Origin of the sequence: Bacillus cereus ATCC 14579 (genome assembly GCF_000007825.1) — a bacterium.
Lineage (GTDB): Bacteria > Bacillota > Bacilli > Bacillales > Bacillaceae_G > Bacillus_A > Bacillus_A cereus.
Window position 1 is genome coordinate 1,637,936 of the sequence record NC_004722.1, and the last position, 12,797, is coordinate 1,650,732.

The window sequence follows — 12,797 nt, forward strand, 5'->3', positions numbered from 1 at the left end:
GGATAGGTATATGAAAAAAGTATTTGTATTCGTAAGCATTTTCTTTTGTTGTTTCCTTTATAACGTTAAGGAAGGGTTTGCTGCTAGTCCAATGAAACCTAGTTTTGAAGTAAAGTTATTATTGAAGCCAGAACAAGTATTAGGTGATAACAAAGAGATGAAGCAAGAGGTGTTAGAACATTTCCAGGCTGGTACAAAATATGAAAGAATACAAGTGCAATTTTTAGATACTGCGAATAAAAGTTTAAGCGAGGAAGGTTGGTTTGCTAGAATTCGAAAGAAAGAATTTAGTAAAGATTTTGAACTAACATATAAAAAAAGATATCCTATTCCAAATGGTGTAATTCAAGATGCACTAGAAGTAGCTAAAAAAGAAGGATTCGATAGTAATACGGATAGTTATGAGGCGGAAATAGATTGGGGATTTGAGAAGAAAACATTAAGCATTTCAAATAAGAAAAGTTACAGTGCTAAAGGATATGGAATACTTGATTTACCAAATAAACAAGCTGCTCAAAACATGTTAATAGAAAAATTACCAGGGAAAATGAACAAATGGTTGTATACAAATTGGGGAGAAGAGATGTTAAAGAATTCCCGTATTTACGGTCCTGTATTAATGAAACGATATACAGGAGAGTTTGAAAACATAAAAGCAAATATTGAAATTTGGCCATTAAGTAATACAGGAAAATTAGAAGATGACTTCGTAATAGAAGTGTCATTTAAAACAAATGAAGAAAGTATTGCGACAAAACAAAGGGAATTATTAATGGCGAGTTTAGAGAAAAAAGGCTGGTTGTTACCGAAAGATAGTTTGAAGACAGAGCTTATTTTTCAGTAAATAGTAAAAAGGAATCCATATGCCATGGATTCCTTTTTATATATGAGTATTAAGCTAAATCAGCTGACACGAACATATCACTATTTTGAAGGTTTTTAGAGCGTAAACTATAAGCAACTACCTTCTTTTTATATTGTTTTACAACATCAACATGCTCTTCATGACTATAAATATAAAATGTAAAATCTTTTTTACCACGTTTTGCATGGATAATTAAAGGAGTGCCTTCATTATGGGGTGGTGCATAATAGCGATCTAAAAATAAACCTTCGTTAAAATCATGAATAATTTTTGATTTCTGTTCGCCTTCTACGTTATTTCCATGAATTGTAATAGTCACATTCTCTTCTTCAAGTTTTGGATGTGTTTCGTACTTGCTAATAATGGATTCAATAACAGAGTTAGGAAGGCTAGAAACGATAATTTTAAATGCTCCAAATACAACTAACATTACAATAAACCAAGTCGTCATAGTATATCATCCCCTTTATTCTATTTAATAATATAACTCATATGGTAATAGTACATATGGTGAAGTTTTGTATAATTTGTGAAAAATATGCCATTTTCACGAACGAAATGTTAGAAAAATCAATTTTGTTACAAAAAGTTGAAATCGAAGTATTTTAAAAGAAAAAGGTTTATAATAAAAATATAACTAATAACCACATTACTAATTATAAGGAAGTGTAACTATGAGTACTGTAGCAATCGTATATGGTATTATTCTTTCCACAATTATTGTTTTGTTTTTTGTTGGGGTTTCACGTTATATTCATAAATGGAAAGAAGGCGTTGCGAAATTAAATCACATTGAAGAAGAACTTAGTGATTTAATGTTACATCATGGTAAGTAAACATTTATTTTTTAACCAAAAAATGTGAAGGATATCACAAAGCATGCTTTCCTAATGAAGGCATGTTTTTTTGTTGTTTAAGAAAAGATGTATTTTTGTATAAATAATCTAATTATTACTTAAAAAGGGAAATTTATTTAGTATAATATATAATATGTTTATTTTAGGGGGAGTATCATGAGGGGATTAAAAGTTGTTGGAATTATAGCTGGAATTACTATAGTAGGCTGTATAGCTTTCTTTTCAGTGAAGGAATATGTCAATTCCAAAGAAGACTCTAATTATGTGCTAAATTACATAAAAGAACATAAGGATGATAAAACAACTTCTTTAATTGTTAAAAGAAATGGTGAAACATTGACATCAATAAATGAAAAAGAAAAACTACCGCTAGCAAGTATGTCGAAAATCATTATAGCAATTGAATATGCTAAGCAAGTAGCTGAAGGGAAAATAAGAAAAGACGAGCAAATTTCATTGAAAGAATTAGAAAAATACTATGTGAAAAATACTGATGGTGGTGCACACCCTGCATGGCTAGATGATGTAAAAGTTAAAGAGTTAGTGAAGGGTGGTCAAACTTCTTTAGAAGAAGTAGTGAAAGGAATGATCCATTATAGTTCGAATGCGAATGCATCATATTTATTAGACAAGCTTGGAGCAGCGCGGATAAATGAAAGTTTGAAAGAGTTAGGCTTAAATAGTCACGATGAATTTTATCCAACGTATACAGGGGCATTATATATGAGGGGCTATGTTGAAAAAGAACTGCATATTCCTCAAAATAAAGCATTGGACAAGCTACGTAATATGTCTAATGATGAATATGTTAAGCATGTATGGCAAATACATGAATGGATGAAAGACGAGAAAGAATGGACAAAACGCGAGATATCTTTAAAAGCCGATATGGACTTTCAGCGTATTTGGTCAGATCGGTTTATAGGTGCAAATGCGAAGGATTACATGAGTTTACTGGAAAAGATAAATAGCAGAAATTATTTTACACCACAAATGCAAGGTGAGATTGAGAATATATTTAAAGGAACCGTAGGAGAGGGTATGTTCGAATTTGCTGGACAGAAAGGTGGTTCTACTGCATTTGTATTAACAAATAGTTTCTATGGTACTGATAAAAAAGGGAATAAGATTGAGATTGTCTTTATGATGAACAATTTGAGTGAAAAAGCATTTGAAAAGCTTCTAAGTAATATGGATTACTTTATTCGAGATATTGTCATAAGTGAGGAATTCAGAAATAAATTACAATGAAATAATTTTATTATGTAAACAAAGGGGCACTTATGAAAAGTGCTCTTTTGTAATACAGGATTTTCCAATCTTATTATTGAATATGAATTGAAAATAAGAAAGGAGGTTGAAAAATGACAACAATATATTTCGTTCGCCATGCCCATTCTACATATACAAAAGAAGAACGGGAACGACCTTTATCTGAAAAAGGGCACTGTGATGCAGAGAATGTAACACATTTATTAAAAGATAAACATATTGATGTTGTTATTTCTAGTCCGTACAAAAGAGCAATCCAAACTGTACAAGGAATTGCGAATACATATAAATTATCAATACAAACAGAAGAAGATTTGCGTGAAAGATTATTGAGCACAGAGCCAGTATCAAATTTTAATGATGCTATGCAGAATGTGTGGGAAGATTGGAGTTTTGCATACGAAGGCGGAGAATCGAATGATATCGCACAAAGGCGCGCTGTAATATGTATGCAAAATATATTAAAACAATATGAAGGTAAGAATATTGTAATAGGTACGCATGGAAATATTATGGTATTACTCATGAATTATTTTAATTCGAAATATGATTTTGAGTTTTGGAAAACACTTCATATGCCTGATGTGTATAAATTAAATTTTGATAAAAATCGTTTCATTTCTGCTGAAAGAATAGAGAAAACAGGTCATCGGTTAAATATTTTGTAAAAGTTTATCAAAAAAAGAGGAAAGAGAGAAGTTATTGTAGAAGTATGACTTTGTAACATAAAAAATATATGTTAAAGGAGGCTGTTTACATGTTTGAGAAAGAGAAAGAAGGGCTTATTGAAGTTCAAAACGTATATGAAATTGCACCAGAAGATGGAACAATCATTGGTATGGCAACGGAAGAAGAAATGGAAATTGCTGCTGAACTAGAGTTACAGTACTATGCCCATTCTCGTTTGTTAGAAGCAAATATTCAGTTAGACGGTTCCTCCTACAAAGAGTTACTTCAGGAGTTCCAGGAGTACGAAAGAAAATCAATGAGCTTTTGGCGAGCGATACATAAACGTTTAGCTGTGCCATGGGCGTGGGTACTACGTATTGATGTTGCGAATGGCCCTATATATGTAAGTAATGGAAGTTCATATTACGAAGAAATCGATGATGAAGAAGATTATGAATAGATAAGTAAGGAAGCAGCTTTAGTTGCTTCCTTTTTTTATTTGTAAGAAATGAATCGCCTCAATAATAATATCTGGTCGATCATTTTCTATACCGTGACTAGCATGTTCGGCAAGAATATATTGGCTGTTAGTTGAGAGGTGTAATTGTTCGTGAATTAGTTCTTGCCACATTGCTTCAAGTTGTGTTGCTTCCTCTTTTGGCATGCCACCATTAGTCAATTGAGTAATAGAATATTGAGGATCTCTACCGATAACGATTAATGGTATTTCTAATGTTTTACATAGCTCTTTTAGTAAGAGAGCACAGTTTTTCCACTCCGATAGTTCAGAAGCTGTCGCTTTATATAATGAAGGCGAGGTAGAGAATTCAATTTGCTGTTTTGATTGATCGGTGAGAATAGGTTTTAGTTCATTATAAAGTGTGTCTACATCCATTTTGGAATATATATTATATTTTTGAAACCAAACATCATCAGAATCAGTTTGATCAGAAATTGGTAAATGAAGTTCATCTAAACGGTGTAAGTTCATCGAAGTAGAATCAACTAAAATAAGTGCTTGCAGCTTATCTTCATGTAACATCGCAAAATGTTGTGCACATAATCCTCCATAGGAATGACCGATTAGAATAAATGGTTCTTGAATAGCTAGTTTGTTTAGTAACATATGTAGCTCTTTTGTAACGTGCCTTATTGTACGCGGCTGATTGCCTAAATCACTTTTTCCGTAACCTGGGCGATGGTATGAAACAACTGTAAAGTGCTCTGAAAGCTTTTCTATAATAGGAAACCAATCATAAAATGAGCAAGTCATTCCGGTTTGAATGACTACAGTTTGTTTACCATCTCCTTTTATATGTACTTCTATATTTTGCCCCATTATTTCTACAAATTTATGAATGTTAATTCCTCCTAAGCTTGAAATAATTTTTGACAAGCAAAAACGATACACCAAACACCTATACCAAGTAGGACAGATGTACTAAGTGTAAATGAATTTTTTAAACCAATATAGACAATAAATAATAGTAGTGCTGATGCGGGGAATCCATATAATACCCCTAAAGCAAATTGACTCAATTCTTGTTTATTTCCGCCTTCGAATGAAATCCAAAATAAACTAAGTAAACTCACGAGAGGAAGGGCAGCAATAAAGCCACCTATCGTACTGTAATGTTTAGCGACTTCAGTGATAATGCCAATAATAAGTGCCGAAACGATTACTTTAACGAGGAAATGCATATTTTGCCTCCTTCGCTAATAACGAAAATGCTTTTTCAATTAATTGTTGTTCTTCTTTTGATAACTGTGATTCTAATATTTTTATCTTTTCTTTATCTAGTAAAGTATGTTTTTCTAATCCTTCAATTCCTTCAATTGTTAATGTAAGGTTTACCACTCTTTCATCTTTTTTATTTCTCTCTTTAACGATGAAACCCTTTTGAATAAGGCGTTTTATATGTTCAGATGCTGTGTTATGAGAAAGACTAAGCTCAGTAGCGACTTTTCCAATTGTTATATCTTTCTCACGAGAAACGATTTGTAAAATACGAATTGCTTGGTGGGAAAGGTTGTCCTCGTATTCGTATCGTAAGTGATAATAAATGCTCTCCCAATGTTGATTAATGTTGTACATAATAATAAATCTCCTTTTTATATCGTATAGTAAGATATATTCGTGATTTCAGAAATAAAACCCTTTTATTTGGATAAAAAATGTTGAAAAAGTTTATTTTTATTGAAATATAAGGTAATCTATGTGTAAAGGTATACATTTAGCAAGAGAGAGGATGATAGCTGTGAATACATTCAAATGGATTAGTCATGAACAGATGTATGTAGATGAAATACATGTTGAAAAATGTGGTCCTCTTTCAGTCGGCGTATATGGGGGAAATCAAGAGAGTGATGCATATGAACGAGGAGATGCGGTGCTGGCTTGGTGGGATCCTGAATTACAATTTGAATTTGTTATGATTTTTGATACACATCACAAAACAAAAAATATAGATTATATAATAGAAGCGATTTCGGAAAGAAAAGAAAAACTAAAAGAGTTATTCTCATATCCAATACATTTAGCTTTCCATCATACACATATGTACTTATTAGCGTTATTTACAGATGAGTTATTTATTAAAAAGTGTGATCAAGATGATGAGGAACTCGCTTGCTTAATTTGTTTACGAAAAGGCGAATTTTTATATTGGTTATCAGTTGGTGATTGTTTCGCGTATTTATTCCATTCTGAGAAAACGAAAAATGGAAAAGGACGATTAAATAAACGGAAGAATTACGAATATATTGGCAGGAAAAATATTTTTGCAGCAAATACACCTTGCTTTACGTCAGGTGTAAGAGGATTAGAAAAAGGAATGAATCACATTGTAATGGCAACGGACGGTATTTTAGAGTGTGACAAACGAAGGTTTGATGATGATCAATCTTTAGTAGAAATATTACACGACGGAAATAGCTTGCAGATTGAGCCCGTATTAACAAATGTACTGCAGTGGAAAGGTAGAGACTGTGCCACGATTATTGGATGGTCTATTGATACTGATAATAAACAATGTGCTAATTAATATAAAAGGAGTTCAAGGTTTTTATCCTTGAACTCCTTTTTGTTAAGCAATATGGATGTGATATGTTTTTAACCATTCATTTACTTGTAGCATATACTCCATGGCACTTCTTGCTTCAAAATTGTTAATCTCTTTATTACTTTGATCAGCAATTGAAAGTAAGATGGAATGGTTAATAAGTGAGAAAATAGGATTGTTTTTATGGCTACACATATCAAGTGTTAAATTACGGATTGTTTGTAAGTAGTGTGGATCTTGTGAAGTTGGATAAGCGCTTTTTCTTCTATTACGTACATCGTCAGGTAAAGCTGGTTGTAGTGCTCTACGTAAAATGCCTTTTTCAATATTATCAATACTTTTTATGTTGAAAGGAACATTCCATAAATATTCAACTAATCTATAATCGCAAAACGGTACACGAACTTCAAATCCAACAGCCATACTCATACGATCTTTACGGTCAAGTAAGAAAGGAAGGAATCTTGTTAAAAATAAATAAAACATTTGGCGTTGTTTCGCGGATTTTTTACTTTCCCCTTCAAGAGTAGGTACTTCAAGTATCGCTTCTTGGAATCGTGTATCAATATAGTTTTCTAGATTACATTGGTTACTTACTTCATTTAGTAGAAGAGGAGATGTATTTTTCCAATTTGTTAGCCAAGGAAACTTATCTACATATAGTAATTCTTCTTGATGAAACCAAGGGTATCCACCGAATACTTCATCAGCCGATTCACCGGATAAAGCTACGGTCGCATCTTTTTTCATTTCGCAAAATAGTAAATATAGTGAAGTTTCCATTTCACCAGCACTTGGTAAATCTTTCGCATGAAGGGGAACGAATAAGTGATTTGCTAATTCTTCAGCATTCACAATAATATCATGATGCGCTGTCCCTACATGTTCAGAAACGCGTTTTACCCAAGGAGCGTCTAAACCAGTGCGAGCAAATGTCAGCTCGAAATCTTTTGCACTATTTACAAAGTCAACGGAATACGTATGAAGTGTTTTATTTTCCGCAGCAAATTCTTTACCCGCAAGTGCAGTAATACCGCTAGAGTCTAATCCGCCTGATAACATACAAACGAGAGGAACATCGGCAATTAATTGTCTTTTTACTGTATCTTGTAAAATAGATAAAATATGCGAAGATGTATCTTCTATAGAGTCTGTATGGAACTTACTTTCTAAATTCCAATACTTCGTAACTACTTTTTTATGACGTGTAAATGTTATAGAATGTCCAGCACGCACTTCTTGAATATGTTTAAAGACGCCACATCCAGGAGTTCGAAATAAGCCTAATCCAAATATTTCATTTATGCCATCCGCATCAATTTCAGCAGGAACAGATGGATGCGCTAATAATGCTTTTATTTCAGATCCGAAAATAATGCTGTCATTTCTTTCTGTGTAAAAGAGTGGTTTTACACCTAAATGATCACGCGCTAAAAATAATTGTTGCTTCTGATCATCCCATAAGGCGAAAGCGAAAATTCCGTTTAAATGTTGTACGCAGTCTTCTTTCCATTCTAAATAAGCATGTAGTAATACTTCTGTATCTGAATGGGTTTCAAATGCATGCCCACATTTTTGAAGCTGCTCTTTAAGTTCACGGAAATTATAAATTTCTCCATTATAAGTAAGAGCATACGTATAATCACCAGCACGGAATGTCTTCGGCTGTGTCCCGCCTTCTGGATCAATTACAATTAAACGCCGGTGTGCAAAGGCCGCATGAGGTGAAAACCAAAATCCTTCAGCATCTGGACCACGATGCTCAATACTATTTGCCATCTTTTTTAAAATAACATGTTGATTTGAAAGGTCTTCCTTCCAATCTACCCAACCTGTAATTCCACACATACACATCTCATCTCCTAAATTAAAATAGTAGATTAACGAAATAAAATGTACACTAAGTTAAAAAGTGACTATATAAATAGTGTACTACATGAATTAAATTACAGACTTGAGAAAATTTTCTTTGAACGCATAGTTATGTGAGACAATGGCTAAGGGAAAGTATTCCAAAAAATAAAAAGATGAGAGAAAAAATTTTCTCAGACGTTATATAGGGTGTAAAAGCTTTTACAAAACAATAAGGGGAATCGCTACATGAAATCAAATGAGAAAAATTTTATAAAAAGATTACAGCGGCAAAAAGAAGACGCGTTAGAATTTGTTGTCGATACATACTTACCACTCATAAAGGGGATCACGCATAAAGTTCTACTTCCCATTCAAAATGATGGACTCATAGAGGAATGTATAAACGATATATTTCTTTCCATTTGGAATAACGCAAATAAATTTCATGGAGAGCCGAGTGATTTTAAAAAGTGGATTGCAGCGATTGCAAAGTTTAAAGCAATTGATTATTACCGGAAATCGACTAAAACGGTAGAAATCATTTCAGATGAGTTTCATATCAGTACAGAAAAATCAGCAGAAGACGAATTAATCGTTATGGAAGATAGGGAAGAATTATTGAAGCTCATTAATCAATTAGAACCGCTAGATCAAAAGGTGTTCATTATGAAATATTTACTTGGTATGAAGACAGAGGAAATAGGTGACAAGTTAGGATTAACTCGGGCAGCAATTGATAATCGAGTGTACCGTGGGAAAAAGAAACTACAACAAAATGCTACGAATATTAGTTTTGGAGGTAGTGCAATATGAAAGACATTTATGAACTATTAAATGATATTGATATAGACGAAAAAGAACTAGAAGAAATTGAGGCTTCTGAAATTGAAAAGGAAAAAGTAAAACGAAATGTAAAACAATCGATACGTACGAAGAAAAAGATGAAAAGTTGGAAAAAAGGTGTGGCTGCTGCATCTATTTTAGTAGGATTATCAGTTGCAACACTCGGTATCGGATTTCCTACATATGCGGGGGGATTGCCAATTGTCGGTGACATATTCCGATTATTAGATAATGGTAGAACAGGGTTATATGAAAATTATAAAGAGTTTTCGACTGAGTTGAATATGACAAGGGAGAGTAATGGGGTTAAGGTTACAATTAATGATGCTGTGTTCGATGGTAGAACAATCACAATCACATACTCTATTGAGAGTGATAAAGATTTAGGTGAGAAGCCAAATATATTTGGATATCCGCAGGTGATGGGGTTTAATGGCGGGGGAGGAAGCTCTCAAGTAACAAAAGTTGGAGAGAAAAAGTACGTAGGTATGACTACGATGAGTGGTAATAGTAGTAAAAGGTTAGATGTTGCAAACGTTTGGTGGAATATGGAAGAGATTGAGTTGGATTATAAAGGTAATTCAATTAAGGGGAATTGGAACTTCGCACTTAGTTTAAAAGCAATGGAGAGTAAAGAAGTAAAGGTTAATAGGGTTTCTGAAAATGAATTAATAAAAGTAAATATAGACAAAATGGAAGTAACTCCGATGTCATTTATCGTTTTTTTCAATCAGGAAGAATCTAAAGTATTAAGAAGTATATGGGATAGCGCTGATGTGGAATTAGAAATAAAAGATGATTTAGGAAATAAATATGCTGGTGAAGGAAATGGCGGAACTAGTACAGTAGCCGAACCGCACAAAAGTAGTTGGAGTTCTACATTCCAAAAGTTAAACGAAAATGCAACAAAGCTTATCGTTACACCTCGTGTACACTTGCGAGTTCATACACCTGAAAATCATGGTGGAGTAGAGTATGTGAATGGAAAAGAGAAGAAAATAGAAGTGCCGAAAAAAGAAGCGAAGAGTAAAGATATTGTGTTAGATGATATTGTCATTGATTTAAAGAAATAAAAGAGAGACTGCCTAAAACCATTTAGGCAGTCTCTTTTTCGTTAAGAACTAGTAACGAGTAGTGCATGCGGATGCTGCGTTTTATATTCATCTTTCCACGGAATGTTTAGTTGTTCCCATGATTCGCCGCTATCATTGGATTGAAAGACGCCATTGTTATTTAACGTGTAGAACGTATGTGGTTCGGCTTCGTTTGTAGCAAACATCGAAATGACTGTACCGATTGCAGATGGTAGTCCTTGTTGTACTTGCTGGAACGGAGTATCTTTCGTTTTTCGATAAATATAAGATTCATAAGGGATACGGTGATGAGCCAGATCAGCACTCGGTGCAGCTGAAACGAGAATCGTATTGCAATCAGCTGGATCAATTGTCATGCTGTATAAATAATGATGTTCAAGTCCTTCACTACATGAGATCCAGCTGTTTCCATTGTTATAACTTTCAAGATAAGCACGATCAGGTCCGCCCATAAATCCGTCACCACATGATGCATAAAGACGATTTGGTGCTTCAGGGTGCATAAGTAATTGATGAGCATCGATAGGAGCACCGAATTTTTTATCAATCCATGTATGCCCTTTATCATTACTTTGAATAACAGCACCAGCTTCGATTGAAACGTGTATTGTATTAGGGTTGTTTGGATCAACTGTAATCCAGCGTACGTGATGGGTAAAAGGTCTAGGCGGGAAAGCCCACGTATAAGAAGATAATAATGATTTCATATTTTTAAGTTCAGTCCACGTTTCACCACCATTTTCAGAGCGAAATAAAGCGCTCGGTTCTGTGCCGACATAAACGACCCCATATCCGTTCACTTGTTCATTTGAGCTTATTGTTATGGAAGTGATAGAGGAGTGTAAAATACCATCTTCTTTAGGGAAATCAAAGTAACGATAAGAATCTCCAATTGGTCTCCATGAATCCCCGCTATCGTCGCTTAACCATAGACCTCGTCCGAATATTCCGCAATATACACGGTTTGGGTGGAACGGATCAACAGCGATACAGGTAGGTTGCATATTTTGTAAGTGGTAAGTCGTTTCATAGTTATCATATTGTTCTTTCACTACAACAAGTTCACGTTCCATACAGAGAAATAAACGTTTCATTTAAGTAACCTCCTTAAAATTCTTTCATTAGTAAACAATATGAAAATAAAAAAGAAGTAGTCTTGTTTTATTTGAGAAAAAGGGATTGTCTAAAAAATAGCGAAGTGTGTATACAGAGGAAGCGGGCGTTTACAATCAGTCGATTCGGGATAAAGATGGGGAGTTTGTTTCATACTAACATACAGATATTGTACTTAAAGGAGTATAAGTATGGGACATTCGCATGATCATGGTCATTCAAAAAATAAAAAGGCATTACTAATTGCCTTCCTACTAACAACAAGTTTTATGATTGCAGAAGTTGTTGGTGGCTTTGTAACAAATAGCTTAGCACTACTATCTGACGCGGGGCATATGCTAAGTGATGCAGTATCTTTAGCTTTAAGTTTACTTGCGTTTAAGCTCGGAGAAAAAACAGCAACATCTGCGAAAACATACGGGTATAAGCGAGTCGAAATGTTAGCAGCATTATGTAACGGTGTCGTTCTTATTGTCATTTCGGTATACATTTTTATTGAAGCAATCCGTCGTTTTAAAGAACCAGTTGAGATTGCTAGTAATGGGATGCTCATTATTGCAGTCCTTGGTCTGCTTATTAATATTTTATCAGCTTGGATATTAATGAGAGGCGGAGATGTGAAAGGTAATTTGAATTTAAGAAGTGCTTTCCTGCACGTACTAGGCGATCTATTGGGTTCCGTCGGAGCGATCATTGCTGCGTTACTTATTAAATTTTTCGGATGGACTGCTGCAGATGCGATTGCTAGTATTCTTGTGTCTATTTTAGTTATTATTAGTGGATGGCGTGTAACACGTGATACGGTTCATATATTAATGGAAGGTGCACCACAGCACATAAATGTTGAAGAGGTAAAAAGTACGTTATTAAATATTCCGATTGTCAAAGAAGTTCATGATTTGCACATATGGTCTGTCACATCAGATTTTCAAGTATTAACATGTCATCTTATTATTAAAGGGAATGAAACGCAAAGTGTATTAAAAGAGGCTACGTATGTATTAAAGGAGAAATTTCATGTAGAACATGTCACCATTCAAGTAGAAATAGATGGTGAATTTCATCACGATGAGACAACTTGCAAAGTATGAAAGAAAAAGGATAAGAAAAAGTGTCATAACATTTTTCGCACGGCATACATATATATAATGTGGCCACAAATACTTTG

At 33.9% G+C, this 12,797-nt stretch carries 16 protein-coding genes; 10 read left to right on the forward strand and 6 right to left on the reverse strand.

The annotated features are described in order from the left end of the window. Positions 1-10 precede the first annotated feature (10 nt). The gene (locus BC_RS08405; protein WP_000755315.1) at positions 11-844 is read left to right on the forward strand and encodes a hypothetical protein; all 834 of its coding nucleotides are present in this window, start codon (positions 11-13) and stop codon (positions 842-844) included. Between the two features lie 49 nt (positions 845-893). Here the strand turns inward: BC_RS08405 and BC_RS08410 are convergent, their stop codons facing one another. Beyond that, the gene (locus BC_RS08410) at positions 894-1,316 is read right to left on the reverse strand and encodes a YfmQ family protein (RefSeq protein WP_000214569.1); all 423 of its coding nucleotides are present in this window, start codon (positions 1,314-1,316) and stop codon (positions 894-896) included. A gap of 41 nt (positions 1,317-1,357) precedes the next feature. Here BC_RS08410 and BC_RS08415 point away from each other — a divergent pair, with 41 nt between their 5' ends. From BC_RS08415 to BC_RS08435, 5 genes are all read left to right on the forward strand, one after another. Beyond that, entirely contained in the window at positions 1,358-1,474 is a 117-nt protein-coding gene (locus tag BC_RS08415) for a hypothetical protein (RefSeq protein WP_001987133.1), read from the forward strand. A gap of 65 nt (positions 1,475-1,539) precedes the next feature. Continuing rightward, a complete protein-coding gene (locus BC_RS08420) occupies positions 1,540-1,701 on the forward strand; it encodes a hypothetical protein (RefSeq protein ID WP_000108701.1) in 162 nt (53 codons plus the stop codon). Between the two features lie 177 nt (positions 1,702-1,878). Next, positions 1,879-2,973: a serine hydrolase gene (locus BC_RS08425; RefSeq protein ID WP_001214666.1), complete on the forward strand. Its 1,095-nt coding sequence runs from the start codon at positions 1,879-1,881 to the stop codon at positions 2,971-2,973. A 113-nt stretch (positions 2,974-3,086) separates the two neighbouring features. Continuing rightward, entirely contained in the window at positions 3,087-3,662 is a 576-nt protein-coding gene (locus tag BC_RS08430; RefSeq protein WP_000208265.1) for a histidine phosphatase family protein, read from the forward strand. A gap of 89 nt (positions 3,663-3,751) precedes the next feature. Then, complete coding sequence (locus tag BC_RS08435; protein ID WP_000461779.1) at positions 3,752-4,123, forward strand: hypothetical protein; 372 nt, start codon at positions 3,752-3,754, stop codon at positions 4,121-4,123. Positions 4,124-4,141: 18 nt separating this feature from the next. Here BC_RS08435 and BC_RS08440 read toward each other — a convergent pair whose 3' ends face one another. The 3 genes from BC_RS08440 to BC_RS08450 are packed head-to-tail and all read right to left on the reverse strand — an operon-like array spanning position 4,142 to position 5,758. Then, the gene (locus BC_RS08440) at positions 4,142-5,074 is read right to left on the reverse strand and encodes an alpha/beta fold hydrolase (protein ID WP_063225442.1); all 933 of its coding nucleotides are present in this window, start codon (positions 5,072-5,074) and stop codon (positions 4,142-4,144) included. Beyond that, complete coding sequence (locus BC_RS08445; RefSeq protein WP_000545616.1) at positions 5,035-5,364, reverse strand: DUF3147 family protein; 330 nt, start codon at positions 5,362-5,364, stop codon at positions 5,035-5,037. The genes BC_RS08440 and BC_RS08445 overlap by 40 nt, the downstream gene beginning before the upstream one ends. Further along, positions 5,348-5,758, reverse strand: coding sequence for a MarR family winged helix-turn-helix transcriptional regulator (locus tag BC_RS08450; protein WP_000282374.1), 411 nt, complete (start codon positions 5,756-5,758; stop codon positions 5,348-5,350). The genes BC_RS08445 and BC_RS08450 overlap by 17 nt, the downstream gene beginning before the upstream one ends. Before the next feature lie 121 nt (positions 5,759-5,879). Between BC_RS08450 and BC_RS08455 the strand changes: the two genes are divergently transcribed. Further along, entirely contained in the window at positions 5,880-6,707 is an 828-nt protein-coding gene (locus tag BC_RS08455) for a protein phosphatase 2C domain-containing protein (protein WP_002040904.1), read from the forward strand. 42 nt (positions 6,708-6,749) lie between these two features. Here BC_RS08455 and asnB read toward each other — a convergent pair whose 3' ends face one another. Next, positions 6,750-8,573, reverse strand: coding sequence for an asparagine synthase (glutamine-hydrolyzing) (asnB, locus tag BC_RS08460; RefSeq protein WP_000333926.1), 1,824 nt, complete (start codon positions 8,571-8,573; stop codon positions 6,750-6,752). Positions 8,574-8,825: 252 nt separating this feature from the next. Between asnB and BC_RS08465 the strand changes: the two genes are divergently transcribed. Both BC_RS08465 and BC_RS08470 read left to right on the forward strand, forming a co-directional pair. Further along, the gene (locus tag BC_RS08465) at positions 8,826-9,392 is read left to right on the forward strand and encodes a sigma-70 family RNA polymerase sigma factor (protein WP_000840007.1); all 567 of its coding nucleotides are present in this window, start codon (positions 8,826-8,828) and stop codon (positions 9,390-9,392) included. Further along, positions 9,389-10,495 carry a DUF4179 domain-containing protein gene (locus BC_RS08470; protein ID WP_000653138.1) on the forward strand — a complete coding sequence of 369 codons (1,107 nt, stop codon included), beginning with the start codon at positions 9,389-9,391 and terminating at the stop codon, positions 10,493-10,495. Before BC_RS08465 ends, BC_RS08470 begins: the two co-directional genes overlap by 4 nt. Before the next feature lie 41 nt (positions 10,496-10,536). Here BC_RS08470 and BC_RS08475 read toward each other — a convergent pair whose 3' ends face one another. Beyond that, positions 10,537-11,610, reverse strand: a complete 1,074-nt coding sequence (locus BC_RS08475; protein ID WP_000825317.1) for a glycosyl hydrolase — start codon at positions 11,608-11,610, stop codon at positions 10,537-10,539. Between the two features lie 210 nt (positions 11,611-11,820). Here BC_RS08475 and BC_RS08480 point away from each other — a divergent pair, with 210 nt between their 5' ends. After that, positions 11,821-12,720 (forward strand): cation diffusion facilitator family transporter, encoded by a 900-nt coding sequence (locus tag BC_RS08480; protein WP_000510026.1) that lies wholly within the window; start codon positions 11,821-11,823, stop codon positions 12,718-12,720. The last annotated feature ends 77 nt before the right edge of the window (positions 12,721-12,797 follow it).

Coding starts and splice junctions, on each gene's coding strand:
- BC_RS08405 (WP_000755315.1), top strand. CDS start 11: ATGAAAAAAGTATTTGTATTCGTAAGCATTTTCTTTTGTTGTTTCCTT.
- BC_RS08410 (WP_000214569.1), bottom strand. CDS start 1,316: ATGACGACTTGGTTTATTGTAATGTTAGTTGTATTTGGAGCATTTAAA.
- BC_RS08415 (WP_001987133.1), top strand. CDS start 1,358: ATGGTAATAGTACATATGGTGAAGTTTTGTATAATTTGTGAAAAATAT.
- BC_RS08420 (WP_000108701.1), top strand. CDS start 1,540: ATGAGTACTGTAGCAATCGTATATGGTATTATTCTTTCCACAATTATT.
- BC_RS08425 (WP_001214666.1), top strand. CDS start 1,879: ATGAGGGGATTAAAAGTTGTTGGAATTATAGCTGGAATTACTATAGTA.
- BC_RS08430 (WP_000208265.1), top strand. CDS start 3,087: ATGACAACAATATATTTCGTTCGCCATGCCCATTCTACATATACAAAA.
- BC_RS08435 (WP_000461779.1), top strand. CDS start 3,752: ATGTTTGAGAAAGAGAAAGAAGGGCTTATTGAAGTTCAAAACGTATAT.
- BC_RS08445 (WP_000545616.1), bottom strand. CDS start 5,364: ATGCATTTCCTCGTTAAAGTAATCGTTTCGGCACTTATTATTGGCATT.
- BC_RS08450 (WP_000282374.1), bottom strand. CDS start 5,758: ATGTACAACATTAATCAACATTGGGAGAGCATTTATTATCACTTACGA.
- BC_RS08455 (WP_002040904.1), top strand. CDS start 5,880: ATGTGTAAAGGTATACATTTAGCAAGAGAGAGGATGATAGCTGTGAAT.
- asnB (WP_000333926.1), bottom strand. CDS start 8,573: ATGTGTGGAATTACAGGTTGGGTAGATTGGAAGGAAGACCTTTCAAAT.
- BC_RS08465 (WP_000840007.1), top strand. CDS start 8,826: ATGAAATCAAATGAGAAAAATTTTATAAAAAGATTACAGCGGCAAAAA.
- BC_RS08470 (WP_000653138.1), top strand. CDS start 9,389: ATGAAAGACATTTATGAACTATTAAATGATATTGATATAGACGAAAAA.
- BC_RS08475 (WP_000825317.1), bottom strand. CDS start 11,610: ATGAAACGTTTATTTCTCTGTATGGAACGTGAACTTGTTGTAGTGAAA.
- BC_RS08480 (WP_000510026.1), top strand. CDS start 11,821: ATGGGACATTCGCATGATCATGGTCATTCAAAAAATAAAAAGGCATTA.